General features: G+C 70.2%; 22 protein-coding genes and 1 riboswitch. Of the genes, 9 read left to right on the top strand and 13 right to left on the bottom strand.

Annotation, left to right across the window (positions count from 1 at the left end; genetic code table 11):
* Window positions 1-10: 10 nt before the first annotated feature.
* Window positions 11-89, bottom strand: a riboswitch (S-adenosyl-L-homocysteine riboswitch).
* Window positions 90-176: 87 nt separating this feature from the next.
* From AMYBE_RS0105960 to AMYBE_RS0105940, 5 genes are read right to left on the bottom strand one after another with little or no spacing between them, the layout of a single operon-like run.
* Window positions 177-779, bottom strand: a complete 603-nt coding sequence (locus tag AMYBE_RS0105960; RefSeq protein WP_020658434.1) for a maleylpyruvate isomerase N-terminal domain-containing protein — start codon at window positions 777-779, stop codon at window positions 177-179.
* Between the two features lie 4 nt (window positions 780-783).
* Complete coding sequence (locus tag AMYBE_RS0105955; RefSeq protein ID WP_245573157.1) at window positions 784-2,130, bottom strand: carboxylesterase/lipase family protein; 1,347 nt, start codon at window positions 2,128-2,130, stop codon at window positions 784-786.
* Complete coding sequence (locus AMYBE_RS46025) at window positions 2,064-3,155, bottom strand: lysylphosphatidylglycerol synthase transmembrane domain-containing protein (RefSeq protein WP_020658432.1); 1,092 nt, start codon at window positions 3,153-3,155, stop codon at window positions 2,064-2,066. The genes AMYBE_RS0105955 and AMYBE_RS46025 overlap by 67 nt, the downstream gene beginning before the upstream one ends.
* Window positions 3,155-4,156 carry a glycosyltransferase family 4 protein gene (locus AMYBE_RS0105945; RefSeq protein ID WP_020658431.1) on the bottom strand — a complete coding sequence of 334 codons (1,002 nt, stop codon included), beginning with the start codon at window positions 4,154-4,156 and terminating at the stop codon, window positions 3,155-3,157. Before AMYBE_RS0105945 ends, AMYBE_RS46025 begins: the two co-directional genes overlap by 1 nt.
* Window positions 4,157-4,199: 43 nt before the next feature.
* Window positions 4,200-4,613 carry an SsgA family sporulation/cell division regulator gene (locus AMYBE_RS0105940; protein WP_020658430.1) on the bottom strand — a complete coding sequence of 138 codons (414 nt, stop codon included), beginning with the start codon at window positions 4,611-4,613 and terminating at the stop codon, window positions 4,200-4,202.
* 822 nt (window positions 4,614-5,435) lie between these two features.
* Here AMYBE_RS0105940 and AMYBE_RS0105935 point away from each other — a divergent pair.
* Entirely contained in the window at window positions 5,436-10,895 is a 5,460-nt protein-coding gene (locus AMYBE_RS0105935; RefSeq protein ID WP_020658429.1) for an ATP-binding protein, read from the top strand.
* An 87-nt stretch (window positions 10,896-10,982) separates the two neighbouring features.
* Here AMYBE_RS0105935 and AMYBE_RS0105930 read toward each other — a convergent pair whose 3' ends face one another.
* From AMYBE_RS0105930 to AMYBE_RS45625, 3 genes are all read right to left on the bottom strand, one after another.
* Window positions 10,983-11,480: a DinB family protein gene (locus tag AMYBE_RS0105930; protein WP_027927407.1), complete on the bottom strand. Its 498-nt coding sequence runs from the start codon at window positions 11,478-11,480 to the stop codon at window positions 10,983-10,985.
* Between the two features lie 139 nt (window positions 11,481-11,619).
* Window positions 11,620-15,138: a DNA polymerase III subunit alpha gene (gene dnaE / locus AMYBE_RS0105925; protein ID WP_020658427.1), complete on the bottom strand. Its 3,519-nt coding sequence runs from the start codon at window positions 15,136-15,138 to the stop codon at window positions 11,620-11,622.
* A 134-nt stretch (window positions 15,139-15,272) separates the two neighbouring features.
* Complete coding sequence (locus AMYBE_RS45625) at window positions 15,273-15,821, bottom strand: PadR family transcriptional regulator (protein ID WP_020658426.1); 549 nt, start codon at window positions 15,819-15,821, stop codon at window positions 15,273-15,275.
* A gap of 81 nt (window positions 15,822-15,902) precedes the next feature.
* On the opposite strand from AMYBE_RS45625, the gene AMYBE_RS46020 reads away from it, so the two are divergent.
* Window positions 15,903-16,187: a hypothetical protein gene (locus AMYBE_RS46020; protein ID WP_020658425.1), complete on the top strand. Its 285-nt coding sequence runs from the start codon at window positions 15,903-15,905 to the stop codon at window positions 16,185-16,187.
* A gap of 477 nt (window positions 16,188-16,664) precedes the next feature.
* Here AMYBE_RS46020 and AMYBE_RS0105905 read toward each other — a convergent pair whose 3' ends face one another.
* The gene (locus tag AMYBE_RS0105905; protein WP_245573365.1) at window positions 16,665-17,867 is read right to left on the bottom strand and encodes an MFS transporter; all 1,203 of its coding nucleotides are present in this window, start codon (window positions 17,865-17,867) and stop codon (window positions 16,665-16,667) included.
* Window positions 17,868-18,441: 574 nt separating this feature from the next.
* On the opposite strand from AMYBE_RS0105905, the gene AMYBE_RS0105900 reads away from it, so the two are divergent.
* Window positions 18,442-18,792 (top strand): antibiotic biosynthesis monooxygenase family protein, encoded by a 351-nt coding sequence (locus AMYBE_RS0105900; RefSeq protein WP_020658422.1) that lies wholly within the window; start codon window positions 18,442-18,444, stop codon window positions 18,790-18,792.
* 23 nt (window positions 18,793-18,815) lie between these two features.
* Here AMYBE_RS0105900 and AMYBE_RS0105895 read toward each other — a convergent pair whose 3' ends face one another.
* Window positions 18,816-19,322, bottom strand: coding sequence for a flavodoxin domain-containing protein (locus AMYBE_RS0105895; RefSeq protein WP_020658421.1), 507 nt, complete (start codon window positions 19,320-19,322; stop codon window positions 18,816-18,818).
* A 102-nt stretch (window positions 19,323-19,424) separates the two neighbouring features.
* Here AMYBE_RS0105895 and AMYBE_RS0105890 point away from each other — a divergent pair, with 102 nt between their 5' ends.
* Both AMYBE_RS0105890 and AMYBE_RS0105885 read left to right on the top strand, forming a co-directional pair.
* Entirely contained in the window at window positions 19,425-20,429 is a 1,005-nt protein-coding gene (locus AMYBE_RS0105890) for a CobW family GTP-binding protein (RefSeq protein WP_020658420.1), read from the top strand.
* Window positions 20,430-20,528: 99 nt separating this feature from the next.
* The gene (locus tag AMYBE_RS0105885) at window positions 20,529-20,795 is read left to right on the top strand and encodes a hypothetical protein (RefSeq protein WP_020658419.1); all 267 of its coding nucleotides are present in this window, start codon (window positions 20,529-20,531) and stop codon (window positions 20,793-20,795) included.
* 126 nt (window positions 20,796-20,921) lie between these two features.
* Here AMYBE_RS0105885 and ligD read toward each other — a convergent pair whose 3' ends face one another.
* From ligD to AMYBE_RS0105870, 3 genes are read right to left on the bottom strand one after another with little or no spacing between them, the layout of a single operon-like run.
* Window positions 20,922-21,926, bottom strand: coding sequence for a non-homologous end-joining DNA ligase (gene ligD / locus AMYBE_RS0105880; protein WP_020658418.1), 1,005 nt, complete (start codon window positions 21,924-21,926; stop codon window positions 20,922-20,924).
* Entirely contained in the window at window positions 21,923-23,002 is a 1,080-nt protein-coding gene (locus AMYBE_RS0105875; protein ID WP_020658417.1) for an ATP-dependent DNA ligase, read from the bottom strand. Before AMYBE_RS0105875 ends, ligD begins: the two co-directional genes overlap by 4 nt.
* Window positions 23,003-23,044: 42 nt before the next feature.
* A complete protein-coding gene (locus AMYBE_RS0105870) occupies window positions 23,045-24,178 on the bottom strand; it encodes a DUF1015 family protein (RefSeq protein WP_020658416.1) in 1,134 nt (377 codons plus the stop codon).
* Between the two features lie 86 nt (window positions 24,179-24,264).
* Between AMYBE_RS0105870 and AMYBE_RS0105865 the strand changes: the two genes are divergently transcribed.
* Genes AMYBE_RS0105865 through AMYBE_RS40940 form a run of 4 tightly spaced genes read left to right on the top strand, consistent with a single transcriptional unit; the run spans window position 24,265 to window position 26,536 of the window.
* On the top strand, window positions 24,265-25,536 hold the full coding sequence (locus tag AMYBE_RS0105865; RefSeq protein WP_020658415.1) for an MDR family MFS transporter: 1,272 nt from the start codon (window positions 24,265-24,267) through the stop codon (window positions 25,534-25,536).
* Window positions 25,537-25,577: 41 nt separating this feature from the next.
* Complete coding sequence (locus tag AMYBE_RS0105860) at window positions 25,578-25,805, top strand: hypothetical protein (protein WP_020658414.1); 228 nt, start codon at window positions 25,578-25,580, stop codon at window positions 25,803-25,805.
* Complete coding sequence (locus tag AMYBE_RS44630; RefSeq protein WP_020658413.1) at window positions 25,802-25,972, top strand: hypothetical protein; 171 nt, start codon at window positions 25,802-25,804, stop codon at window positions 25,970-25,972. The genes AMYBE_RS0105860 and AMYBE_RS44630 overlap by 4 nt, the downstream gene beginning before the upstream one ends.
* Window positions 25,973-25,984: 12 nt before the next feature.
* Window positions 25,985-26,536, top strand: coding sequence for a hypothetical protein (locus AMYBE_RS40940; protein WP_020658412.1), 552 nt, complete (start codon window positions 25,985-25,987; stop codon window positions 26,534-26,536).
* The last annotated feature ends 6 nt before the right edge of the window (window positions 26,537-26,542 follow it).

The raw sequence follows: 26,542 nt of genomic DNA, 5'->3' as shown, positions 1-26,542 counted from the left end.
TCCGCATGAGTCCACGGAGGCGCCCTTGGGAATGGTGGTACCGGCCGAGCGTGGCGGACCACCGGTCCGTTGCAGCGCCTCTCGACCTGAGGAACAAGACTACCGGAAGTGACCTAGGCGCCGACACCGCGTTCACTCTGCGAGACGCCGCCGGTCGAGCGCACCGGTGGCACCGGTCACGCCGGCGGCGCCACTCGGTCCGATTCCGGGCTGCCCTGCCATTTCCAGCCGGTCCGCCGCGGCCGGCCGGGCAGTTCGATCCGGCCCGCGCACCAGCGCAGCGCGTCCCACCCGTCGGGAATCGGTTCCTGTTCCGGGAAAAGCCGCTCGACGACGCGGGCGCAGAGCTCGCGCGGCGCGTCGATTCCGGTGCCGAGACCACGCGCGATGTCGTCGCCGTGCAGCAGCAGTTCCACGCACCCCATGGCCGCGAAGCCAGCGGGATCGGACCGCCCGGTCGGGTGATACGCGCGTTCGTCCGGCTGGCCGGCGCCGACCGCCAGGGCCAGCAACCGGCCGGCCGTCAAGACGAACTCCAGCAGTTCTCCGGCGGAGGCGTCGGCGTCCGCCTTCGCCAGGAAGCGCACATAGTGGTCGGCGGGGCGGCTCGCCACCTGCGCGGCATAGGACAAGAGCGTGTCGCCGAGGTGTTCGGCGGTGTAGCGGCAGTCCCAGTCCAGGTCTCCGGCCGGGCGCGTCCAGTCGCCGCCGACGACGGGTTCGAGAGCGGCGGACACGCAGGCGAGAGCGTCGTCGAGGTCTTCGGCGCGAACGGTCATCCGGTCAGCGTAGAGAAGCCCAGAAACCGCAACGATGATCCTCCGCGAAACCGGTCAGCGGCCGCGCGCCGTCCGCCCGATAGGCGATCGCCGAGCCGGCCGGGCGGCCTCGGACGAACGACATCCAGTCGCCCGCCATCCGGTCCGCGAGACGCTGCTGCGCGGGCGTCAGCGCGGGTGGCCGATCGCCCAGCTCGAACAGGTACGGCAGTTCGGACGCGTGTGTCGCGCCGAGCGGGAACGGCGAGCGCGGGGCGGCGGCCGGCGACGTCGGGTCGTCGAACTCGTAGGTCGACGCCGCGGGCAGCGAACCGGCGAGCCGCGCGGCCGGGCAGGCGAACGCCCAGTCCGTGACGGCCGCCGCGTAGGCGAGGGAAGCGTTGCCGTGAAACGAATCCAGCGGATACGCACGGGCCACGGCCGCCGGATCCGGGAAGACCCGGGCGAGCGCCTGCGGATAACTGTGCTGGTCGACGACAAATCCGGTCGCCGCTTGTTCCGCCAGGAAGTACGTGAACTCGTCGTGCGTCGTGCCGATAAGGACCGGTACCGGGACCGCGGCCGTCTTGGCCGGCAGCACCGAGCCGCCCAGCGCCGGACCGGGCAGGTCGACGCCCGCCACCGACACATAAGAAGGTCCGGTCAGCAGCTTCGCGACCGGCAGCGCCCGCAGGCACGCGGCGGCCGTCGACCGATCAGTGCAGCCCTGCGCGGCCGAGTACGCGACGCTCTTGCGTTCCGCGTCCGGCAACGTGGTCTGCGCCTGGCAAGGTCCACTTTGGATGATCGCGGCCCGGAACAGGCCCCGCGAACCCGGCGCGACCAGGTGGTCGCACACCGAAATCCCGCCCGCGGACTCGCCCGCGACGGTCACCTGGCCCGGGTCGCCGCCGAACGAGGCGATGTTGTCCCGCACCCAGCGCAACGCCTGCTGCTGGTCCAGGAAGCCGTAGTTGCCGGGCTCGCGGCCCAGCGCCGGGTCGGCGAGGAAGCCAAGCGCGCCGAGCCGGTAGTTGAGCGTGACCACCACCGCGTCGCCGTGGCCGACGAGCCGGGCGGCCTGGTACCGGTCGCCGCCGCCGGTGAGGAACGCGCCGCCGTGCAGCCACACCAGCACCGGTCGCTTCACGGCGCCGGCCGGCGGGGTCCAAACGTTCAGATAGAGGCAGTCTTCGCTGGTCAACGCGTCCGCGAGCGCCTGCGGGCAATGTGGCCCAGGCCGGGTGGCGTCACGCTCCCCGGTCCACGGCTGAGCCGGGGCCGGCGGCTGCCAGCGCAGCTCGCCTACTGGCGGGGCGGCGTACGGGATGCCTTGGAAGAGCCGGTGCCCAGCGCTGACGATGCCGCGCACGGAGCCAGCGGCGGTGTGGACGACGTCGCCGGCACCGGTGGCGTCCGAAGCCGCGCACGCCGACGCGGCCAGCGCGGGAAGGACAAGGAGCGCGGAGAATCGCCGCCACTTTGTTCGAAAATCCCTCGCCACCAGCCGGACGATACCTGCCCGCTGGGCACCTCTCGCCGTGGGATCATCCGGCGCAGCAGCAGCACCGCCCCACCAGGCAAGGTGGACACGAGGGCGAGCGCGCCGTAGCCGACCGAGACCGTCACGCCCAGCTCCGCACCCAGCCCGGCAGCCGCGAAGGAGACCGCCGCCGCGCCCTCCCGCGGGCCGAACCCGCCGACATTCAGCGGCAGCCCCATCGCCAGCAACGCGAGCACCAGCAGCGGCAGCAGGACGCTCAGCGGTGCGCTCGCGCCCGCTGCCCGCGCGGCGACCACGAACAGCGTCAGATGCCCCGCCACCGCGAACAGTGACCAGCCGGCGACGCCGGGCCAGGCGGCGAGCAGCCCGGAGCGAATGTCCGCCGCCCACACCTGCCGCAACCGCCGCCGCATCACCGACGCCACGGCCACCGCGGCGACCGCGACCAGCCCGAGGCAGAGCACCACTTGGCGCGGCAGCAGTTCCGGCCGGAAAGCGAGCACCGCCAGTGCGGCGACGAGCACTACCGCTTGTCCGGCAACGCGTTCCAGTACGACCGCGCGCACGCCGCGCCCGACGTCACCGGACCGGCGACCGTGCTGCACGGCTCGATGCACGTCGCCGAGCACCCCCGCGGGCAGGACTCCGTTGAGGAACTGCGCGCCGTAGTAGTCGCCGACCGCCTCGCGGAACGGCAGTCTCAGGCCGAGGCCGGCCGCGACCAAGCGCCACCGCGCCGCGCTCGCCAGCGTCGTCACCGCCCCGATCGTCAGCGCGACGAAGATCGGAGCCGGACCGAGGGCGCGCAGGCCGGCCACGAAGGCGTCAGTGCCGAATCGCCAGCACAGCGCCGCGATGAGCGCGGCCCCGGCCAGCAGACGCAGCCAGCGCATCAACGCACCCCCAAGATGCCGCCCAGCCGCGCAGCCGCGGCGGGCCAAGTCTCCAGTGTGCGCGCTCGCGCGGCGGCAGCAACCCGTAGCCGGCGCCGCAGGTCTGGGTCGTCGCGCCAGGACCGCAGCGCTGTCACGAGCGCCGCCGCGTCGGCAGGCGGGACCAGCAGCCCCGGCAACTCGCCGTCGGGCGCGCGGCCAAGCGCGTCCGGGATCCCGCCTACCTCCGCCGCCAGCACCGGGATCCCGCGCGCGAGCGCTTCGGTGACGACCATGCCGTAGGTCTCCGCGTGCGACGGCAAAACCAGCAGGTCCGCGCGGTGATAGGCGGCTTCGAGCGCAGCACCGGAGAGCGGGCCGGTGAACCGGGCTCGCGGATGCCTCGGCAAGCCGTTGGCGTAGGCCGGGTTTCGGGTGCGCGAGCCGACGAAGTCGACGGCGAGACCGTCTACTTGAGACAGTGCGGTCAGCAGCAGGTCTTGTCCCTTGCGCGGAGTCACCGCGGCGACGCAGATCAGCTGCGACCTGCCGTCCGTCCCGGCCGCGGGCGGCGCGGGATCGGTGCCGGGCGGGACAGCCTGCGCGGCACGGCCTTCGAGGGCGCGCGCGGCAGCTGGACTGGTGACGATGACGCGCCGAGCCAGGTCGAGCGCCTTGCGCTCGCGAGCGCCAAGGTCAGCCGCGCGCTGTCGGTCGAGGCCAGTCTCGTCGGCCAACGGCAGGTGGACAAGAATCGCCATATCGAGCCGGGCGGCGTGCGGCGCGAGGACATCTGGCACCCCGCACGCGACGAGACCGTCGAGCAGCACCGTCGAACCGTCGGGGATCTCGGCGAGCACCTGGCCGAGCCGCTGCCGCGCGGCCGGGCCGGGATCCGGCCAGCTGCCGTCGACCGGGGTCAGCCGGGCGGCCAGCTCCTCAGCCATGCGACGGTCGTAGGTGTTGCCGCCGCTGGGCACGCTGCGGTCGTCGATGTCGCCGGGCACTACGAACCAGAACACGATGCCTCCCTCCCCCTTGGCACGGGTGGGAAGGCGATCCGGTTCAGTCGCGAAGGGCGAGCTTCGCCAGTTCCGCGTCGAAGTCGAAGCAGCTGTCTTCGGTGCCGACCGGGACCTCGTCGTAAGTGCGGTCGAGGAAGTCGGCGAGCTCGTTCGCCGGCGCCTCCAGCACCGCGGACCCGTCCGGCGCGTTCAGCTCGACCAGCACCCGGCTGTCGTCGGCGGCGGGCCGCACCCGGACGTCGCCGTCGCCTGCCGGGGCGAGCAGTCCGTCGCCGAGCAGGTCGCGGCCGAACAGCCAGCGCACCACACTGCCGCCGGCGTGGTAGCCGACGGACACCGCGAACGGATCGACCGGGTCGTATTCCAGATCGGCGCGCACCGGCAGCGGGACGGACCCGAACGTGCGCAGCCCGAAAATGATCGTGGCGCGGACGACCTGCGGCTCGGTACCCACTACGGCGCCTCCTTCGTTACCCGGTCGCGAACCTGTCCGGACCGAAGTGAATGTGTCTCAATAAGTAACGCGCCGTGAGAGCGTAAGCTGCCCGGCCGGGCATGTTTCACTCTAAGGGTGGAGATCTACGTCTCACTTGCTTACAGAAGGGCAGCAGCCGGAGCAGGAACGGGCAACCGGCCGGGCATGGGCCAAGATCGCGTTCCGGAGCCGCCGCGGGCACCTCGACCTGGGGAGACTCACCGCGGCGGAGCGCGCCGGGAGACGCACTGGGCAGGCTGAACGACGGATCCGCGCCAAGTCCCACCGATCGGTACCCACCGACGCGCGAAGTTCGGCCGATCGCCTCGCTCAACAGCCGCCCCGGTGCACGCTTGGCCCGGCACCCCGCTCCCCACTTGGCTCGGCCGCCCCGCTGCACGCCCGCCGCCGCCCAGTTGTCCGCGAAGGGCCCCTTGAGGGACTTGGATTCCCTCAAGGGGCCCTTCACGGACCGCGAGGAGAACCTGCCGGGCCGGCGCTGAACATCCGGTAACCCCCGCTCAACCCGCCGGAAACGTCTTCCGGTCCAGTTGCCCTCGCCCCTGGCCAACCGGGCGTGATTTGTGGCATACCTCGCGAGAAATCGCGCGCCGAACGACGTGACACGAGCGCTTTTTGGCGGGTTCCTACAATCCGGCAGGCCCGGCATGCGCCATCCGCGACATTGGTGTACCCGCCGGTAAGAGAGCAGTGTGTACGACGGAGACAGGCGGCGTTCCGGGCAAGCGGACGTCGCCTGCTGCGCGTCAGTGCAGTCAGGTTCGCTTGGAGGCTTTGTCCGTGTTCAGTCGTGTCGCCATCGTCAACCGCGGGGAGGCCGCGATGCGGCTGATCCACGCCGTCCGGGACCTGTCCGCGGAGACCGGGGAGCGGATCGAGACGGTCGCGCTCTACACCGACGCGGACGCCACCGCGACGTTCGTGCGCGAAGCCGACGTGGCCTACCGCCTCGGCCCTGCCTCCGCGCGGCCTTACCTCGACCTCGCCAAGCTGGAGAAGGCGCTCGTCGAAACCGAGGCCGACGCGGCCTGGGTCGGCTGGGGCTTCGTCGCCGAAGACCCGGCGTTCGCCGAGCTGTGCGACAAGGTCGGCGTCACCTTCGTCGGTCCCAGCGCGGACGCGATGCGCAAGCTCGGCGACAAGATCGGCGCGAAGCTGATCGCCGAGGAGGTCGGCGTGCCGGTCGCACCGTGGAGCGGCGGCGAGGTCGCCACGCTGGAAGACGCGCTGGCCGCGGGCGAGAAGATCGGCTACCCGCTCATGCTCAAGGCGACCGCGGGCGGCGGCGGGCGCGGCATCCGGAAGGTCGAGTCGGCGGGCGAGCTCACCGAGGCGTACGAGCGCACCAGCCAGGAAGCGCTGCGCGCGTTCGGCAGCGGCATCGTGTTCCTGGAGCGGCTGGTCACCGGCGCACGGCACGTCGAGGTCCAGGTGATCTCCGACGGCGAGACCGCGTGGGCGCTCGGCGTCCGCGACTGCTCGGTCCAGCGGCGCAACCAGAAGATCATCGAAGAGTCCGCTTCGCCGGTGCTCGCTCCGGAGCAGGCCGCGGAGCTGAAGACGTCCGCCGAGCGGCTCGCGGTCGCGGTCGGCTATCGCGGCGCGTGCACCGTCGAGTTCCTGTACCACCCTGGCGAGCGGCTGTTCGCGTTCCTCGAAGTGAACACCCGCCTCCAGGTCGAGCACCCGATCACCGAGATCACCACCGGCACCGACCTGGTGCGGCTGCAGCTGCACGTCGCGTCTGGCGGCAAGCTCGAAGGCGAGCAGCCCGGCGAACTGGGCCACGCGGTCGAGGCACGGCTGAACGCGGAAGACCCGGACCGCGATTTCGCGCCGTCGCCGGGCCGCATCGCGCGGCTGCTGCTGCCGGCCGGCCCGGGCATCCGGGTCGACACCGGGGTCAGCGAGGGCGACACCATCCCGGCCGACTTCGACTCGATGATCGCCAAGATCATCGCCTACGGCCGCGACCGCGACCAGGCGCTGGCGCGGCTGCGCCGGGCCATGTCCGAGACCTCGGTGCTGATCGAAGGCGGCGCCACCAACAAGAGCTTCGTGCTCGACCTGCTCGACCAGCCGGAGGTGATCGACGCCAGCGCGGACACCGGCTGGATCGACCGGGTCCGCGCCGAGGGCCGGCTCGTCACCACCAAGCACTCGGCGGTCGCGGTCGCCGCCGCGGCGATCGAGGCGTACGAGGACGACGAGGAAGCCGCGCGGCAACGGCTGCTGTCCACCGCGCACGGCGGCCGCCCGCAGGTCCGCCACGAGATCCGCCCGCTGGACCTGAAGCTGCGCGGCGCGGCGTACCGGGTCACTGTCGCGCGCACCGGGCCGAAGCGCTTCCGCGTCGGAGTCAGTGGCGGCGGCGAGGTGCACCCGGCCGACGTCGAGCTGGAGCGGTTCGACGCGCACAGCGGCCAGATCACCGTCAACGGCACTCGGTTCCGGCTGGTCACCGGCACCCACGGGCCGGTCCACCTGGTCGAGGTCGACGGCGTCACGCACCGGGTCAGCCGGGACGAGGGCGGCGTCGTCCGCTCCCCCGCGCCCGCGCTGGTGGTCGCCACGCCGGTCGCGGTGGACGACGAGGTCGAGTCCGGTGCGCCGGTGCTCGTGCTGGAAAGCATGAAGATGGAGACGGTGCTGCGGGCGCCGTTCCGCGCCCGGGTCAAGGAACTGCCGGTGTCGATCGGCAGCCAGGTGGAGACCGGCGCGGCGCTGCTGCGCCTGGAGCCGCTGGCCGATGACGCCGACGAGACCGCCGCGCAGGCCGAGACCGCCGAGATCGACCTGCCGGTCGAGCCGGACGGCACCAGCGCCGCCGACCTGGCCGCGCGCGGCTGCCAAGACCTGCGGAGCCTTCTGCTCGGCTTCGACGTCGACCCGCACGACCAGAACCGGCTGCTCGACGGATACCTCTCCGCCCGCGCCGAACTGCCGGCGCGGCCGCTGGCCGAGGAGCTGGCCCTGCTGGAAGTGTTCGCCGACCTGTCCGAGCTGAGCCGCAACAAGCCGGCCGCGGACGACCTGAGCGCGGCCAGCCCGGTGCACAGCGCCCGCGAGTACTTCCACTCCTACCTGCAGAGTCTCGACGTCGAGCGGGCCGGGCTGCCGGAGAAGTTCCAGGGCCGGCTGCGCCGGGTGCTCGGCCACTACGGCGTCGGCGACCTGGAGCGCACACCGGAGCTGGAAGAAGCGGTCTTCCGGATCTTCCTTGCCCAGCAACGGGCTTCGACGGACAGCGCGGTCGTGTCCGCGCTGCTGCGCCAGTGGCTCTCCGAGGCGCCGCCGTCCGCCGAGGTGCGCGAAGCGACCGGTCTGGCGCTGGAGCACCTGATCGCCGCTACTCAGCTGCGGTTCCCGGCGGTCAGCGACCTGGCCCGCGCGGTGGTGTTCCGCTGGTTCGCGCAGCCGATGCTGCGCCGGGCGCGAGCCGAGCTGTACACCGAGGTCCGCGGCCACCTGCGCTACCTCGACCGCACCCCGGACGCGCCGGACCGAGCCGAGCGGATCGCCAGCATGGTGGCGAGCAACGAGCCGCTGGTGCGGCTGCTCGGCCAGCGGATCGGCCGCCCGGGCGCGGACCCGGCCCCGATGCTGGAAGTGCTGACCCGCCGCTACTACGGCAACCGGCCGCTGACCGACGTCCGCGTCACTGAAGCGGCCGGCTGCCGATTCGTCACCGCCGAGCACGCCGAGCCGGCCCGCGTGGTGACCACGGCGGTCGACTTCCCGCAGCTGCCGGACGCGATGCGTGCGGTGGCGGAGCTGTCCGCCGGAGCGGACGCGCCGGTCGTCGCCGACGTGTACGTGAAGTGGGCCGACCAGCCGGACATCGACGCGATGGCCGAGCAGCTGGGCGAAATCGTGGCCGCGCAACCGCTGCCGGCCGACCTCGCCCGGGTCACCACCACCGTCGCCGGGGGTGGCGGCGCGGTCATGCACCACCACTTCACGTTCCGCCGCAACGGTTCCGGCTTCGTGGAGGACCGGGTGATCCGCGGGCTGCACCCGCGCGTCGCCGAGCGGCTGCAGCTGCAACGGCTGCAGGAGTTCGACCTCACCCGGCTGCCCTCGACCGACGAAGAGGTGTACCTGTTCACCTGCACCGCGCGGACGAACCCGGCCGACGAGCGGCTGGTCGCGATGGCGCAGATCCGCGACCTCACCCCGCTGCGCGAGGCCGACGGCAGGCTGGTTTCGCTGCCCTCCGCCGAGGACACCCTGGTGGCCTGCCTCGACGCGATCCGCAACGCCCAGGCGCGGCGGCCGGCCCGGAACCGCTTCGACACCAACCGGATCGTGCTCTACGTGTGGCCGCCGAGCGAGCTGACGATGGACGAGCTGGACCTGCTCGCCCGGCGGATCCTGCCGACCACCGCGGGTGCTGGCCTGGAGGAGATCCAGTTCCTCGCCCGCCGCCGCGACGCGGAGACCGGCGAGCTGACCGACATCGCGGTGACCATCCGCAACGAGGTCGGCGCGGGCACCCGGCTGACCGTCGAGGCCCCGTCGACCGAGCCGGTGCAGCCGCTGGACGACTATCGGCAGAAGGTGCTGCGCGCCGCGCGGCGCGACACCGTGTACCCGTACGAGCTGACCGAAATGCTGGCCGGCGGCGGTTCCTTCGTGGAGCACGACCTGGACGACGCGGGCGCGCTGGTGCCGGTCGACCGGCCGCGCGGGCAGAACAAGGCCGGGATCGTGGCAGGCGTGGTGAGCACGCCGACCGAACTGGTCCCGGAGGGCGTGCGGCGGGTCGTGCTGATGGGCGACCCGACGAAGTCGCTCGGCGCGCTCGCCGAAGCGGAATGCACCCGGGTGATCGCCGCGCTGAACCTGGCACAAGAGCTGCGCGTGCCGGTGGAGTGGTTCGCGCTGTCGTCCGGCGCGCGGATCTCGATGGAGTCCGGCACCGAGAACATGGACTGGGTCGCGTCCGCCCTGAAGCGGATCGTCGAGTTCACCCAGGACGGCGGCGAGATCAACATCGTGGTCGCGGGCATCACGGTCGGCGCGCAGCCGTACTGGAACGCCGAGGCGACGATGCTCATGCACACCAAGGGCATCCTGGTGATGACGCCGGATTCGGCGATGGTGCTGACCGGCAAGCAGTCGCTGGACTTCTCCGGCGGCGTGTCCGCCGAGGACAACTTCGGCATCGGCGGCTACGACCGGGTGATGGGGCCGAACGGACAGGCGCAGTACTGGGCGCCGAACCTCGCCGGAGCGCGCGACGTGCTCATGTCGCACTACGCGCACACCTATGTGGTGCCTGGCGAAGCAGGCCCGCGCCAGGCGGCGACCACCGACCCGGCGGGCCGGGACATGTCGGACTATCCGCACGCCGTCGTCGGCAGCGATTTCACCACGGTGGGCCAGATCTTCTCCGCCGAGCACAACCCGGACCGGAAGAAGCCGTTCGACATCCGCACGGTGATGCGCGCTCTGTCCGACCAGGACCACCCGGTGCTGGAACGCTGGGCGGGCATGGCGGACGCGGACACCGCCGCGGTGCAGGACGTGCACATCGGCGGCCACCCGGTGTGCCTGCTGGGCATCGAGTCGCGTTCGGTCCCCCGCCGCGGCTTCCCGCCCACCGACGGCCCGGACACCTTCACCGCCGGCACGCTGTTCCCGAAGTCGTCCAAGAAGGCGGCGCGCGCGATCAACACCGCGAGCGGGAACCGGCCGCTGGTGGTGCTGGCGAACCTGTCCGGGTTCGACGGCTCGCCGGAGTCGATGAAGAAGCTGCAGCTGGAGTACGGGGCCGAGATCGGCCGCGCGATCGTGAACTTCGAAGGCCCGATCGTGTTCACGGTGATCTCGCGGTACCACGGCGGCGCGTTCGTGGTGTTCTCGAAAGCGCTCAACCCGAACATGACCGTGCTGGCGCTGGAAGGCTCGTTCGCCTCGGTCCTGGGCGGCGCACCGGCGGCGGCCGTGGTGTTCGCGGGCGACGTGAACACGCGGACCGCCAACGACCCGCGGGTGGCCGGCTTGCAGAAGCGCCTCGGCGAACTGAGCGGGGCGGAGCGGGCGGCCTGTGCTGCGGAACTGGCCGAGGTGAAGACTTCGGTGCGGGCGGAGAAGCTGGGCGAGGTCGCGGCCGAGTTCGACCGGGTGCACAGCATCCAGCGAGCGGTGGAGGTCGGGTCGGTGGACGCGATCGTCAGCGTGGCGCAACTGCGGCCGCGGATTATCGAGGCGATCGAGCACGGCTTGAAGGGCTAGCGTTGCGCTAGTCAGTGAGGGGCCCCTTGCCGGAATCCAAGTCCGGCAAGGGGCACTTCCCGGACCGGGCGAGGCGATGAAGCGGCCTTAGCGCTTCGGGTGCGGGACGCCGTCGATCTGCTCGCGGAGGATGTCCCCGTGTCCGGCGTGCCGGGCGAATTCCTCGCTCATCATGAGCAGTGTCCAGCGCATGCTGACCGTCCCTTCCCGGGGCATGTCCTTGGTGTCGTCCAGTTCGAACCGGGCAGTGATCTCCCGCGAGCGCTGGCTGGCCCGTTCGAACTCGGCGATCACCTCGGCCAGGCTTTCGTCGTCGGCGACCGCGAAGGTGCCCACGTCCCGCTTCGAGTACCCGTCGCAGTCGGCCTCGGCCAGGCCTGCCCAGAAGCGCTGAAACCAGATCCGTTCGGCTCCCGCGGCGTGTTTGAGCAGGGAAATCGGCGTTGTCAGCGAACCGACGAGCCGGCGGCGGGCGTCGGCTTCGGACAGGCCGCGCGCGGTCGCGATCAGGGCTTCGCGGTTGCGGTCGAGCGCGTTCTCCAGGAGCGCGCGTTCGGTGCCGGTGGTCAATCGGGCAAGAGGCATGGGGGTACTCCGTTCTCAGGTCGTCACGGGGGTCGTCAGAAGCTCGCTGCAGCGCAGGGAGGGCCGGCGCGGACAGAAGCCGCAGCCGTGATCAGATTCCGGACTGGCCGGTCCCCGGAGGATAGGACCCCTGCGACGGTCAGGTCAACGCGATTCCCCGGATCGTCTTGATCTCGCCCAGCAGCGCCGGCGTGACCTGAACCGAGTACCCGTCCAGCGCGTACCGGCGTTCCCCCACCTGCACGTGAACCGGCGTTTTTCCTTTGTACGCCAACAATGTCTGCTTCAGTTCCAGCACCATCGGCAAGGTGACCTTCTCTGCCCGCGTGTACAGCACCAGCGGCGTTTCGCCGAGTTCGGTCAGATCCAGCGACACCACCGCCGCGCCGAAGACGGACATCTTGTCCTCCCGCCAGTTGACCCGGCCCTTCACCAGCACCGCGTTGTCCTCGACCAGGTCCGCCGAGCACAACGCGTACGACTTGGGAAAGAACAGCACCTCCAGCGACGCGTCCAGGTCCTCCACCGTGCAGATCGCCCACGGCTCGCCCTTTTTGTTGACCCGCCGCTCCAGCGAGGTGATCAACCCGGAAACGATCAGTTCGCCTTCTTTCGGCGGGTTGTCGATGATCGCCGCGATCGGACGGGGCGCGTGTCTGCGGAGAATTCCTTCCGCGCCGTCGAGCGGATGGCCGGAGACATACAGTCCGAGCATGTCCCGCTCATGGGCCAGCAGCTGTTTGCGCGGCCATTCCTCGGCACCGAACTTCAGATGCGCCAGCGGCGACGAGGCCGGTTGCTCGTCGCCGCCGAAGAGATCGAATTGTCCCATCGCTTCCTGGCGCTTGAGCTGCACGACAGCTTCCACCGCGTCCTCGTGCACCTGGATCATCGACAGCCGGGTGTGCCCCATCGAGTCGAACGCACCCGCCTTGATCAGCGACTCGATCACCCGCTTGTTGCACGCCACCAGCTCCGACTTGTCCAGGAACTCGGTGAACGAGGAATACTTGCCCTTCTCCTCGCGCGTCTTGATGATCGACTCCACCACGTTCGCGCCCACATTGCGCACCGCGCCCAGACCGAACCGGATGTCGCTCCCGACGGCCGCGAACCGCAGCGCCGACTCGTTCACATCCGGCGGCAGCACCTTGATCCCCAGCCGACGGCACTCCGACAGATAGATCGCCGACTTGTCCTTGTTGTCCCCCACCGACGTCAGCAACGCGGCCATGTACTCCGCGGTGTAGTTCGCCTTGAGATACGCGGTCCAATACCCGACCAGCGCGTAGCCGGCGGCGTGCGACTTGTTGAACGCGTAGCCGGCGAACGGCAGGATCGTGTCCCACAATGCCCGCACCGCCGCCGCGGAAAAACCGTTGGCGACCATCCCGTCCCGGAAGCCCTCGAACTCCTTTTCCAGTACTTCTTTTTTCTTCTTGCCCATCGCCCGCCGGAGCACGTCCGCGCGGCCCATCGAGTACCCGGCGACCTGCCGCGCGATCTGCATGATCTGTTCCTGGTAGACCACCAGGCCATGCGTTTCGGCAAGGATTTCGCGCAGCGGTCCGGCCAGTTCCGGATGGATCGGATCGACCGCCTGCCGCCGGTTCTTGCGGTCCGCGTAGTTGTTGTGCGTGTTCATCGCCATCGGACCCGGCCGGTACAGCGCGTTGACCGCGACGATGTCTTCGAACCCGGTGGGACGCATCCGGCGCAGCAGATCACGCATCGCCCCGCCGTCCAGTTGGAACACCCCGAGGCTGTCTCCCCGGACCAGCAGCGCGAATGTCTCCGCGTCGTCGGTGGCCAGCAAGTCCAGATCGACGTCCTCGCCGCGGTTGACGTTGATGTTGTCGATCGCGTCGCCGATGACGGTCAGGGTGCGCAGGCCCAGGAAGTCCATCTTCAGCAGGCCGATGGCCTCGCAGGACGGGTAGTCCCAGCCGGTGATGATCGAACCGTCGTCCCTGCGCCACAACGGAATCACTTCGTCGAGCGGTTCGCTGGACATGATGACCGCGCAGGCGTGCACGCCGGCGTTGCGGATCAGGCCCTCCAGCCCGCGGGCGGTGTCGAAGATCGTTTTGCACTCGTCGTCGGTCTCGACCAGCGCCCGGACTTCCGCCGCCTCGGCGTAGCGCTCGTGCCCGGCGTCCACGATGCCGGCCAACGGAATGTCCTTGGCCGCCACCGGCGGCGGCAGCGCCTTCGAGATCTTGTCCGCGATCGCATACCCCGGCTGGCCGAAGTGGACTCTCGCGGAATCCTTGATCGCCGCCTTGGTCTTGATCGTGCCGAACGTGATGACCTGGGCGACCCGGTCCGAGCCGTACTTGTCGGTGGCGTACCGGATCATCTCGCCGCGGCGGCGGTCGTCGAAGTCCATGTCGATGTCCGGCATGGACACTCGCTCCGGGTTCAGGAACCGCTCGAAGAGCAGGCCGTGCCGGATCGGGTCGAGATTGGTGATCCGCAGCGCGTAGGCGACCAGCGACCCGGCTGCCGACCCTCGCCCCGGCCCCACCCGGATCCCCGAGGTGCGAGCGTGCGCGATCAGGTCCGCGGTGATCAAGAAGTAGCCGGGAAACCCTTTGTCCACGATGACGCCGAGTTCGTACTCAGCGCGATCACGGTACTCGCTGGGAACGCCGTCCGGCATTCTCTCGGCGAGGCCGGCCATGACTTCGTGCTGCAGCCAGGTGGCTTCGGTGTGGCCTTCCGGGACGTCGAAGACCGGCATCCGGTCCTTGTGCGCGTACACGTCCTCATACGACTCGACCCGCTCCGCGATCAACAGCGTGTTGTCCGCCGCCCCCGGAACCTCCCGATCCCAGTACTCCCGCATCTCCTCCGCGGACTTCAGGAAATAACCATCCCCGTCGAACTTGAACCGCGTCGGATCATTCAGCGTCTTCCCCGCCTGCACACACAACAACGCCGAATGCGTATCCGCCTGATCCTTCGTCACATAATGCGAATCATTCGTCGCCAACGACGGCAAATCCAGCAGCTTCCCGACCTCCAGCAAACCCTCCCGCACCGACCGCTCGATCGGCAACCCGTGATCCATCAACTCCAGGAAAAAATTCCCCGCCCCGAAAATATCCTTGTAATCCGACGCGGCCTGAATCGCCGCCTCCCGCTGCCCCAACCGCAACCGCGTCTGCACCTCGCCCGACGGACACCCCGTCGTCGCGATAATCCCCGCCGCATTCTCCGCGATCAGCTCCCGGTCCATCCGCGGCTTCCGGTAATACCCCTGAATCGACGCCAACGACGACAGCTTGAACAGATTCCGCAACCCCGTCGCATCACCCGCCACCATCGTCATGTGCGTATACGCACCACCGCCCGAAACGTCCCCGCCCTCACCGAACTCGTCCGACCCCCGCTGATTCGCCTGCCCCCAGAAAACCGGCTTCTTATGAAACCGCGACTCCGGCGCGACATACGCCTCGATCCCGATGATCGGCTTGATCCCGTGCTTCTTCGACGTCTGGTAAAACTCGTCCCCGCCGTACATGTTCCCGTGATCGGTCATCCCCACCGCAGGCATCCCCAACCGGGCCGCCTCCGCGAACAACGGGCCGATCTTCGCCGCACCGTCCAACATCGAATACTCGGTGTGGACGTGCAAGTGGACGAATGCGCGCATGCCCGCATTGGACAGGCCGCACCGCGACGGCGTCCAACAACCGACACGCGCGCTCGGACCACTTCCGGTTGTGTCCCGAGGCAGCCGCCGCGGCCGAGTCCACAATAGACTCGACCGCGGCGGTCAGTTTCCCGTTATTCGTCCTCGGCCAGCAGGCCGTACAGCCGGCGTCGCGCCTCGCGCAGAACCTTGTGCGCCTCCGCGACCTGGGTCTCGCTGCCCGTGTGCGCGACCTGCATCGCCGCGCCCGCCAACTCGCCGATCTGCTGATACAGCGCCCCGAACCGGTCCGCGCTCGGGTCGTCCGTCCGCGTGCCGGACTCCCACAACGCCGCGAACTCCTCCTCGCGCCCGGCGACGTGCTCGCGTCCCGCTTCGGTCAGATGCGCGACCCGGCGCCCGCCCTCCTCGGCGGTGCGGACGAGACCTTCGTCCTCGAGTTGCTGCAGAATCGGGTAAATGGAACCCGGGCTGGGCCGCCACTCGTCGTTCGTTCGCCGGCGGATCTCCTGCATCAACTGGTAGCCGTGCCGGGGCTCCTCGGCGAGCAGCGCGAGCACCGCCGGACGCACCGGCCGCGCCGGGCCGCGTCCGCTGCGCGGCGGACCGCCGAAGAAGCTGCCCGGCCCGCCGGGGCCGCCCGGGAATCCGGGGAACCCCGGAAAGCCCGGGAACCCGGGCATCCCCGGCGGACCGGGGCGGCCAGGGCGACCCGGCGGCTCGGGCGGGCCAGGAGGGCCGGGAGGCGCTGGCGGGAAGCCGCCGTGAGCTTCGAAGACCGTGCTGTCCCAGGTTTCCTCGTCGTCCGCGCTGTCGAAGGGCACCGCGTGCTCGCCGGGGTGGCCTCGATGGCCTGGATGCCAGCCGTGGCCGCCGTGGGGATGCCCCGGATGACCGTGCGGACCCGGCCAGCCGAACCCCGGCCCAGACCCGCCGAACGGACCTGGCCGCACATGGCCGCCCGGCATCTCGCCGCCAGGCCAGCCATGCCCAGCCGCACCACCCGGCCAGCCGTGCTCAGCCGCACCCGGCCAACCATGCCCAGCTAGATCACCGCCAGGCCACCCATGCCCAGCCGCCGCACCGGGCCAGCCGAGCCCAGCCACCCCCGGCCAGCCATGCCCAGCCGCGCCGTGGAACGGCTCCCCCTGTCGCACGGCGCTTCCCCTCGCATCCGGTCCGCCGCGCCCCTCGTCCGCGCCGAATCCGGGCCACCCGTGCCCTTCCCCCGGCCCGCCCGGATGCCGACCTCTCCCGCCGCCAGGCCAATACCCGGCCCCGGCGCGCTCGTCCCGGCCTCCGGCATGCCCGTCCGGCACCCCGCGATCGCCGCCGGGCCGGCCGAATCCGAACGGCATGCCCTTCCCCTCGAACCGTTCCGGCCCGCCGAAGCCCCGGAACGCGTGTCCCCCGCCTGCGGTCGTCGTCATCGCACACCTCATTCGTCGTTGTTCTATCGCCGACATGACGACGATATATCGCCGACCCAGTCGGACGCAACCAACGACGAACGAACCCGGGAAAAGTCAGGCAGTGCTGGCGGGCGCCGTCGTGGCGCTCTCCGCGCCGAACTGGATCGACTTCGCTTCCCTGCCCAGCGCGGTCAGCACCGCGACCGCGGCGAGCACCGGGATCACCGTCCACAGCAGCGCGGCGGAATAGCCCTGCGACTGCGCGATGCTCTGCTGGATCGGGAGGTTCAGCGCGGCCAGCAGGTTCCCGAGCTGGTAGGTCACGCCAGGGAAGAAGCCGCGGATCGCGTCCGGCGACATCTCGGTGAGATGCGCAGGGATGACGCCCCACGCGCCCTGCACCATGATCTGCATCAGGAACGACCCGAGCGCCAGCATTCCGGCCCCGTGATCGATCGCGAAGATCGGCACGATCGGCAGCCCGAGTACGGCCGCACCGACAATCGTGATCCGGCGGCCGAAGCGTTCGGACAGCGACCCGAAGACCAGCCCGCCGATGATCGCGCCGATGTTGTACAGCACGGCGATCCAGGTGCTGGTCGCCGCGCTCAGTCCGGCCCCGCCGTGCTCGGTCGCCTTCAGGAACGACGGATAGACGTCCTGGGTGCCGTGGCTCATCCAGTTGAACGCGGTCATCAGCAGCACCAGGTACCCGAAGCGGCGCAGCACTTTCGGGTTGAACAGCACGTCCTTGACCGAGGTGCGGGTGACCCGCATCTTCTCCTGCGCCGCCTCCCACACCTCGGATTCCTTGACCCGCGCCCGGATCAGCAGGCTGATCAGCGCCGGGAAGATGCTCAGCACGAACATCCACCGCCACTCCAGCCCGAGCGCGGTATGGAACAGCAGGTACGCCAGCGCGGCCAGCAGGTAGCCGGCGGAGTAGCCCGCTTGCAGCAGCCCGGAGAAGAAACCGCGCCGCTGCACCGGAATCTTCTCCATCGCGAGCGCGGCGCCCAGCCCCCATTCGCCGCCCATGCCGATGCCGTAGACGAATCGCAGCACCAGCAGCACACCGAAGTTCGGCGCGACCGCACAGAGCACGCCGGCCGTCGAGTACAGCAGCACGTCGACCATCAGCGGGATCCGCCTGCCGGACCGGTCCGCCCACAGTCCGAACACCAGTGCGCCGACCGGCCGCATCACCAGCGTCGCGGTGGTGATGAACGCCAGCTGGGTCGCGGTCGCGCCGAACGAATGATCTTTCGCGATGTCGGACAACACGAAGACGACGAGGAAGTAGTCGAACGCGTCCATGCTCCAGCCGAGCCACGCGGCGAGGAACGAATTCCGCTGATCCGCGGTCAGCTTGCGCTTTTCCTTGCTCCCGGCAGCATTTTCCGTCACCGGCTTGGTCTACACCTGCCGCGACGGCGGAGCAAGTGTCGCATGTGGACTCCGGATGACCCGGACAGGGCCCGATAAAACGGATTAACCGGCAGGTTTCGCGGCCGGCGATCCGGCGAATTCGACCGGCACGCTTCGGCCGGACTGACTGGTCGTCGCGACCATCCAGCTCGACCACCGCGCCGCCGGAGAGGCCGACGCTGCCCTGACCGCCGCACGTGCGGCGAATCTCGGTGCCGGAATCGGTGCGGACCGGGAGTCATTCCTTGGGCTCGCCCGAGCCAGCAGCCGCCGGCCCGACTGACGTCGCGACGCTCCCTCAGCCGCCACCGAAGTCGCGGCTGGGTCCACCACGTGGATCTAGCACCGCTAGACAATCGAGCGGCAGCAGTGATAGCGTCGCTACGTCATCTAGCAGTGCTAGAAAGTGCACTGGTCAGCTGCCGCGACGCCGGCTGACCCACCGCGAAGGGAAGTACTGACCATGGCCCAGCTGCAGAGCCTCGACCCGAAGACCCCGATCTTCGCCCAGTTCCAGGAGAAGGCCGGGCCGGTCGTCCTGGCCAACACCTTCGTCGTCCCGCCGGAGAAGACCGAGTCGTTCCTGGCCCTTTTCCGGCGACAGGCCGAGTTCATGAGGGCCCAGCCGGGATTCGTGTCCCTGCGGATGCACCGGGGAACCGCGGGCAGCCGGCTCCTGATGAACGTCGCGGTCTGGGAATCCGCCGAGGCGCTCGCCACCGCGTTCGGCGATCCGGAGTTCCAGCGCCTGGCGGCCGAATCCCCCGAAGACATCGTGTCGTACCCGCACCTGTTCGAGCCGATCGACCTCTGACCCGGTGCGGGAGCATCCGCGCCCTAGATCGCGACCCCGGACCGCACCCGCCGGCCGATGTCCCGGGCCCACGCGCGGATCCGCTCCCAGTCCCGGAAGTCGCCGGCCCGCTCGCCGCGCGCCATCAGCTTCTCCAGGACCCCGCTCGCGGTCGCCGGATCAAGCCGGCCGCCGAACGTCTCGGTGCGCTCCGCGTCGATCGCGGCGGCCAGCAACGTCACCTTGGCCGGCAAGCTCACCCGGACGAGGTTCGCGGCCGGCCCGCACGGTCCACTGTGGAACAGCCAGACCGGCCGCTCCCTCAGCGCATCCGCGTTCCGCTCCAGAAACCGCACTGCCTCCGGCCGCCACCGCGCGTAGTAGAGCGCGCTTCCGACCACCACCGCGGCGTACTTCTCGACCCCGTCGACGTCTGCCGCGCCGCACACGTCGACCTCGAACTCCTCGGCGCGCAGCTCCTCGCCGACGACCTCGGCGATCTCCCGCGTACCGCCGTGCTTGCCGGCATACGCGACGAGGACAGTGATCATCTTCCCATTGTCCCCCCAGCGCTCCCCGCCTCGCCCACCGCCCGACCCGCCGCCCGCGGCAGCCCGTAAACTCGACGCCCCCAAGCAGAACGGAACCCAGGCGTGGCCAAGCAGCGAGTCCCGGTCGTGCTCGTCGCGGGATTCCTGGGCTCCGGCAAGAGCACGATGCTCAACTACCTGCTGGCCAACCGCGAAGGAGCCCGGATCGGCGTCGTCGTCAACGACTTCGGCGCCGTCAACATCGACGCGCTCGCCGTCGCCGGCCAGATCGACACGATGGTCTCCGTTGGCAACGGCTGCCTGTGCTGCGCCGTGGACGCGAGCGGGCTCGACGCCATGCTCGGCAAGCTTTCCCGCCCCGAAGCGGGCATCGACGTGATCGTCGTCGAGGCCAGCGGCATCGCCGAACCGCGCGACCTGCTGCGGCTCATGATCGCGAGCGAGAACCCCGACATCCGCTACGGCGGGCTCGTCCAGGTCGTGGACGCCGCCGAGTTCGAGGAGTCCCGGACCCAGCACCCGGAACTGGCCGAGCACCTGCGGGTGGCCGACCTGGTGGTCCTCAACAAGGCCGACCGGGTCGGCGCCGATCGGCTGGACCAGGTCAAGGCGACGGTCGGCGAGCACGCGCCCGGGGTACCGGTGCTGGTGACCGAGCACGGACGGGTGGACCCGTCGTTGTTCTTCGATCCGCGACCGCGGGAGATCGCCGGGCAGATGTCATTCGACGATCTGCGCGAGCATGATCATTCCGAGCATCTGCACGCGCGTTTCGAGAGCGTTTCCTTCCGGGCCGATCAGCCGTTGTCTCCTCGGCGATTTCTCGCGTTTCTGGAGAATCGGGCGGCCGGTCTGTATCGGGTCAAGGGGTATGTCGACGTCGGGGTCGCGGGGGCCCGGTCGCGGTTCGGCGTCCATGCGGTGGGGTCGTTCGTGCAGGTGGAGCGGTCGTCGTGGAGCGGGTCACGGCGCAGCGACGTCGTGGCGATCGGAACTGGGGTGGATGTCGCGACGGTGGAGCGACAGCTCGCGGAATGTGTCACGAACGGCGACGAAGACGATGCCGGCGGATTGATCCGGTTTCTTCGCTATTGCGACCAGGATTGATCAACGACTCGCCGACGGAGCGGAAAAGCGCGGATTCGCCGGGGTCGCGGGGTGAGGATGGCCGGGTAGCTCGGAGTGACCTCTTTGGAGGCGAGTTCCATGGCTGTCGCTGTTGTCGCCCGGTGGTATCTGGTCGGAGCGCTGCCGGAAGAGCGTCCGGTCGCGCATGTGATGACCCGGGCCGGAGACCTGCGCTATCGACGGTCCGCGTGCGGCGAGCGGGAATCCCGCACGTGGACCGCGGTCGACCTGGAGTCGGACGGCGTCGAAGCCTGTCCTCGGTGCGCGGGCGCGATCGGCCGCGGCGAGGAGCAGCTCGCGTTCGATCTGCCGTTGGGCCGGGAAGCGCCCCCTCAGGGACTTTGATTCCGTGAAAGGCACCGTTCAGGGAGTCTAAGTCCGTGAAGGGCCCCTTCACGGACGCCACGTCCGCGAAGGGGCCGTTCAGGGACGCTGATTCCCTCAAGGGTCCCTTCACGGACCGCGCGTGGGTCAGTCCGCTTTCTTCGCCCTGCTGGGCGCCACCCGCGGCGGTTCGTTCGGCATCTTCGGGTAGACCGGCGGCCACGGCGCGTCCATCAGGCCACCGGCCAGGTCCTTGCGCGACATCTCCAGCAACGGCTCGATCGACTGCGGACGGTCGTTCGCTCCGGCCCACGGGTCCCCTCGCTCCGCGACCAAGGCCGGAACCGTCGACAAGGTCAGGGTGTCCGGCTCCACGGTGTCCAGCTCCGGCCACGCGATCGGCGTCGAGACCTGACCGCCCGTCCTCGGGCGTACGCACCAAGCCCCGAACACAGTCTTGTGCGGCGCGTTCTGGTTGAAGTCCACGAACACGCGCGAGCCGCGTTCTTCCTTCCACCACTGCGCGGTGATGAGGTCCGGGTGGCGGCGTTCGAGTTCCCTCGCCAGCGCCACCGCGGCGGCTCGGACCTGGTAGCCGTCCCAGCGGGGTTCCAGGATCGAGTACAGGTGCAGGCCGCGCGAGCCGGACGTCTTGACGTGCACCTCGATGCCCAGTTCGGTCAGCAAGTCGCGGACCAGCAAGGCCGCCGTGCGCAGTTCGCCGAATCCGATTCCGGGAGAGGGGTCCAGGTCGATCCGCAGTTCGTCGGCGATGTCCAGCGACGCCGCGCGGTTCGGCCAGACGTGGAAGCCCAGGCAGCCCTGGTTGACGGCCCACAGGATGTGCGCCAGATCCGCCGCCACCAACGCGTCGCTCGTCGTTCCGTTCGGAGTGGACACCACCGCGGTGGTCAGCCACGGCGGGGCGTTCTTCGGCGTCCGTTTCTGGAACCAGGACTTGCCGCCGGCGCCGTCCGGGTAGCGCTCCAGCAGCAGCGGCCGTCCGCCGAGCCGGTCCAGCAGCGGGCCGGCCACGGCCTGGTAGTAGCGGACCAGGTCGAGCTTCGTCTCCCCCCGTTCGGGGAAGTACACCTTGTCCGGGCTGGAGATCGTCAGCTCGACGCCGTCCAGCTCCAGGGTCACGCCGCTCATCGGGCCTCCCCGAACAGGTCCGCCAGTTCGGTGGGCGGGGCTTCGTCCAGTTGCGCATACGTGCACGAGTCCGGTGTGCGGTCCGGGCGGAAGCGGACCAGCCGGCCGCCGTGGCGGAAGCGGCCGCCCTGGAGGTGTTCGTAACGGACTTCGGCGACCTGCTCCGGGCGCAGCGGCTCCCAGGACAGGTCCTTGTCGGGCGCCCAACGGCTGTTCGCGCCCGGCCGGCGGACCGCGTCGGCCTGCCATTCCGCCCAGCTGCGCCACGGATGCCCGTCCAGCGCGTTTTCCCGCCACGGAGCCAATTCCCCGACCAGCTCGCGCCGCCGCGCCGCGGTGAAACTGCTGGCGACGCCGACGTGGTGCAGCGCGCCGGCGTCGTCGTACAGGCCGAGCAGCAGCGAACCGACGCCGTTGCCGTCCTTGTGCCACCGGAAACCGGCGACCACGCAGTCCGCGGTGCGTTCGTGTTTCACCTTCAGCATCACGCGCTTGTCCTGTTCGTACGGCAGATCGGCGGGCTTCGCCATCACGCCGTCGAAACCCGCGCCTTCGAACCGGGTGAACCAGTCCTGCGCGACGTCCGGATCGGTGGTCAGCGGAGTCAGGTGCACCCGCTGCAACCCGCCCTCGTCCGGACCGAAAATCGACTCCAGCGCGCGCCGCCGGTCGGCGAACGGCTTCGCCGTGAGGTCCTGCTCGTCCAGCGCGAGCAGGTCGAACGCGACGAAGCTCGCCGGGGTTTCCTCGGCCAGCTTGCGGACCCTGCTCGCGGCCGGATGCAGCCGCAGCTGCAGCGCGTCGAAGTCCAGGCCGCGCGGGGTGACCAGGACGATCTCGCCGTCGACCACGCAGCGGTCCGGCAGCGCGTCCTTGAGCAGCTGGACCAGCTCCGGGAAGTAGCGGGTGAGCGGGCGGTCGTTGCGGGAACCGAGTTCGACCTCGTCGCCGTCTCGGAACACCACGCAGCGGAAACCGTCCCACTTGGGCTCGTACCAGAACCCGCCTTCGCGCGGCACCTCGTGCACGGCTTTGGCGAGCATCGGCCGCACCGGCGGCAACAGCGGCAACTCCACCTCCGCGATCCTAGGCGGACCAGGTGCTGACCTGCACCATTTTCACCACTGCGCTACCACCAGCCCGCCCCGCGGCTTGGGCATGAAGTAGGTGGCCTTCCGCGGCATCCGCCGGCCCGCCGCGTGCACGGCCAGCACTGTCTCCAGCGGCACCGGGGCCAGCCGCACCACCGCGTCCGCGTCGTCCGGGACCAGACCACCCGGCAGCAGCGGCCGCACCTGCGGGCCTTCGGGATCCAGGCCGAGCGCGGCCCCGAGCAGCACCTGCTCCACCACCTCGTGATCGATCACCAGCGGATCCGTCCGGGGCAGCACCACGCGCATCGTGCGCGGACCGGCGACGACCACGGCGGCGCCCGGCGACTCCGGCCGGGTCCGGTCCTCGGTCCAGGCCACCTCCAGCCCGGCCGCCCGCCAGGCCGCGAACAGCCGTTCGGCGGAGTACCCAGCGCCGGTGAGCACCCGGTCGATCGCGTGGATCTCCAGCTGCGGACCGGCCGTGACCAGCGCCAGCAGCCATCCGCTGGCGGCCGCGGCGGCGACCCGGTGATTCCCGTCCGCCACGAGCAGGTCGCTCGCCGACGCGGCCGCCAGCAACCGGTCTTGCAGCGGACCCTGCCGTACCACCCACAGCTCGTGCGCCAGTCCCGCGCGGTCCACCGCGGACACGTCAGGCAGGCCGACCGCGGCTTCCTTCACCGCCGTCGTCAGCTCCGTCCCGTCGCGGACCGGGACGAGCAGCGCCGCACTCGTCGCACAGCCCAGACCAGCGAGAACAGCCGCGCGCTCGGCCACCACGTCCGGGTAGACCTCCTCGGTGTGCCGGACATGCGCGCCGCCCGAGGTCAGTTCCCGGACATCGACCAGGCAGAGCACGCCCGCGATCGCGTCGCCGATCCGGTAGGCGGCGACGAACCCGCTTTCCGGCCGGTAATGCCCGGCGAGCAGACGGTCGAGCGTGGCCCGCGCGTCCGGCAGCGCCGCCGCCACGTCCAGGCCCGATGCCAATGCGGCGGGAGTGCGCGCCGGGTGTTGCGCGGCCAGCAACGTGTCGCCCTCGGCCGCGGCGAGCGCCGCGGTCACCGACTCCGGTTCGGCGAACTCGTCGACATCCGGTCCCGGCACCGCTGCCCGCACCACCCAGCCCCGGCCGATCGGCCGCACCCACGTTTCCATGCCTCCATCATGGCGTCCGAGTGAACCCTGGGCGCCGATCTTGGGCGAGCGGAATGCTTACCCGTGCGAACGAGTTCATTCCCAGCATGGGTAGCCCGAGCAGTCCCCCCGCAACGAAACGCGAAGGCGTCGGATTCCGTTCCGAGCGCGGTCCGGTCCTCGCCGCCGTCATGCTGAGCACCGGCCTGGTGGCGCTCGACAGCACGATCATCGCCACCGCAGTCCCGTCGGTGGTCGCCGACCTCGGCGGGTTTTCCCAGTTCCCGTGGTTGTTCTCGATCTATCTGCTCACCCAGGCGGTCACCGTGCCGCTGTACGGCAAGTTCGCCGACGTGCTCGGCCGCCGCCCGATCATGTTCTTCGGGATCGCCGCTTTCCTGCTCGGCTCGGTGCTGTGCGGTGTCGCGTGGAGCATGCCGGTGCTGATCGCGGCACGCGCGGTCCAGGGCATCGGCGCCGGCGCGGTCCAGCCGATCAGCATGACGATGGTCGGCGACCTGTACACGGTCGAGGAACGTGCGCGGGTACAGGGCTACCTGGCCGGGGTGTGGGCGGTGGCCTCGGTGATCGGCCCGACACTGGGCGGCGTGTTCGCCCAGTACCTCAGCTGGCGCTGGATCTTCTTCGTCAACCTGCCGCTCGGCGCGCTCGCCGCTTGGATGCTGTACCGCAAGTTCACCGAGCAGGTGAACCGCACCCGACACCGCGTCGACTACTCGGGCGCGACCTTGCTGACGCTCGGCTTGGCGTTGCTGATCCTGGCGTTGCTGGAAGGCGGCGTCGCCTGGGGCTGGACGTCCGTGCCGAGCATCGCGATCTTCGCCGTCGGCGTCCTGTTGCTGATCACGTTCGTGCTGGTCGAACGGCGAGCGGAGGAACCCATCCTGCCGCTGTGGGTGTTCACTCGCCGCACGCTCGTCGGCGGCAACCTGGTCTCGCTCGTCGCGGGCGCTGTCCTGCTGGGCTTCAGCTCGTTCCTGCCGACCTACGCCGAAGGCGTCCTGGGCACGGACGCGCTCACCGCGGGATTCGCGCTGGCGGCGCTCACCATCGGCTGGCCGATCGCCGCGTCGCTCTCCGGGCGGATCTACCTGCGGATCGGATTCCGCGATACGGCGTTGATCGGCAGCGCATTCCTGGTCGTCGGGACGGTCCTCGGGACGTTCCTCGGCGCGGGGTCCGTGGTGTGGATGGCCGCCGGCGTCGTTCTCGTGGTCGGTTTCGGGCTCGGTCTCTCCGCGAGTCCCACCGTGGTGGCCGTGCAGTCGACGGTCGGCTGGGAACGCCGCGGCGTGGTGACCGCGACCAACATGTTCTGCCGGTATGCAGCAGTTATGCGGCATCCGAAGGCAGGTTAATCCAGGTCACCCAGGAGCGGCGAGGGCTGAAATATCTTGGGTTGAACCGGAGCAAGATCATGCCGCGAAACACGCCACTCCAGGCGACCAGCATCCCGCACCCACCCTCAGCACGCAGCCTGACCCACACCCTCAGCACCTCCTGCTGGTGCCAGCCGATCACCGACTGGGATGGGCACCGTAACGACGACGGCAGCGACGTCGACTTCGAAGGCATGGCCGGCGACCCCATCGACGCCGACGGCTACCCGCTCGAGGCGACCCCGTGAAGGCGGCGGCTCTGTGGCGGCGCGTGCTGCTCCGCGCCACCCTCGCCGCGGTCACCGCCGGCTGTGTCGTCGTCACCGTGATCGGATTCGCCGCGCCCGCCGCGTTTCACCGCATCCCGGTAACGCCGACGCCGCCGGGGACGACCTTGTCGTCGTCCCAGCGATGACGGAGGTCCGCAGTGAAGCGACGGGTCTGGTGGATAGTCGGCGGCGTGGTGGTGGCCGCCGGGATAGTCGGGGCGGTGCTCGAACCGGACCAGCCGGCGAACCCGCCGGCTGCCGCCAGCCCCGCGGCCGCACCCAAACCCGTCGCTCCACCTCCGGCCGCAGTTGCCGCGTCGGCAACCGCCTCGAAACCAGCGGCACCGACGTCCGCCGCGCCTGACGCAGCCGGGGCGGGAGAAGCGGCGATCCTCGCCGCGGCCGGGCCGCTGCACGCGCACATCGAGAACTCCAACCAGCTGATGTGCGATGCCAGCACGGCGACTGCGTCCGCCGATGGCCGCGGTATCCGCGTCACGCTCAACTTCCCCGGTCCCGGGAACGTGCACGCCTACATCGAGAGCAGCGACGGCCAGCACGGCGAGCAGGCATACACGGAGGGCGCGCAGGACGCCGGGCACGTGTTCACGTTCACCGAGTTCCCGCTGAAGAGGGCGGACACTGTGTCGGTGAGCGTGACGGCAGCGGCGGGGTCGGGCACCTGCAACATCGTCGACAGGCAGGGATAGCCGCGG

Origin of the sequence: Amycolatopsis benzoatilytica AK 16/65, from assembly GCF_000383915.1 — a bacterium.
Classification (GTDB): domain Bacteria; phylum Actinomycetota; class Actinomycetes; order Mycobacteriales; family Pseudonocardiaceae; genus Amycolatopsis; species Amycolatopsis benzoatilytica.
Note: the sequence above shows the minus strand (reverse complement) of the source record. Positions and strands in the feature narration are given on the sequence as shown.

Excerpts from the sequence above, each read along its gene's own strand:
- AMYBE_RS0105960 (WP_020658434.1), bottom strand. The coding sequence starts at position 779 with ATGACCGTTCGCGCCGAAGACCTCGACGACGCTCTCGCCTGCGTGTCC.
- AMYBE_RS46025 (WP_020658432.1), bottom strand. The coding sequence starts at position 3,155 with ATGCGCTGGCTGCGTCTGCTGGCCGGGGCCGCGCTCATCGCGGCGCTG.
- AMYBE_RS0105930 (WP_027927407.1), bottom strand. The coding sequence starts at position 11,480 with ATGCCTCTTGCCCGATTGACCACCGGCACCGAACGCGCGCTCCTGGAG.
- dnaE (WP_020658427.1), bottom strand. The coding sequence starts at position 15,138 with ATGCGCGCATTCGTCCACTTGCACGTCCACACCGAGTATTCGATGTTG.
- AMYBE_RS45625 (WP_020658426.1), bottom strand. The coding sequence starts at position 15,821 with ATGCCCGGGTTCCCGGGCTTTCCGGGGTTCCCCGGATTCCCGGGCGGC.
- AMYBE_RS0105905 (WP_245573365.1), bottom strand. The coding sequence starts at position 17,867 with ATGGACGCGTTCGACTACTTCCTCGTCGTCTTCGTGTTGTCCGACATC.
- AMYBE_RS0105900 (WP_020658422.1), top strand. The coding sequence starts at position 18,442 with ATGGCCCAGCTGCAGAGCCTCGACCCGAAGACCCCGATCTTCGCCCAG.
- AMYBE_RS0105895 (WP_020658421.1), bottom strand. The coding sequence starts at position 19,322 with ATGATCACTGTCCTCGTCGCGTATGCCGGCAAGCACGGCGGTACGCGG.
- AMYBE_RS0105885 (WP_020658419.1), top strand. The coding sequence starts at position 20,529 with ATGGCTGTCGCTGTTGTCGCCCGGTGGTATCTGGTCGGAGCGCTGCCG.
- ligD (WP_020658418.1), bottom strand. The coding sequence starts at position 21,926 with ATGAGCGGCGTGACCCTGGAGCTGGACGGCGTCGAGCTGACGATCTCC.
- AMYBE_RS0105870 (WP_020658416.1), bottom strand. The coding sequence starts at position 24,178 with ATGGAAACGTGGGTGCGGCCGATCGGCCGGGGCTGGGTGGTGCGGGCA.
- AMYBE_RS0105865 (WP_020658415.1), top strand. The coding sequence starts at position 24,265 with ATGGGTAGCCCGAGCAGTCCCCCCGCAACGAAACGCGAAGGCGTCGGA.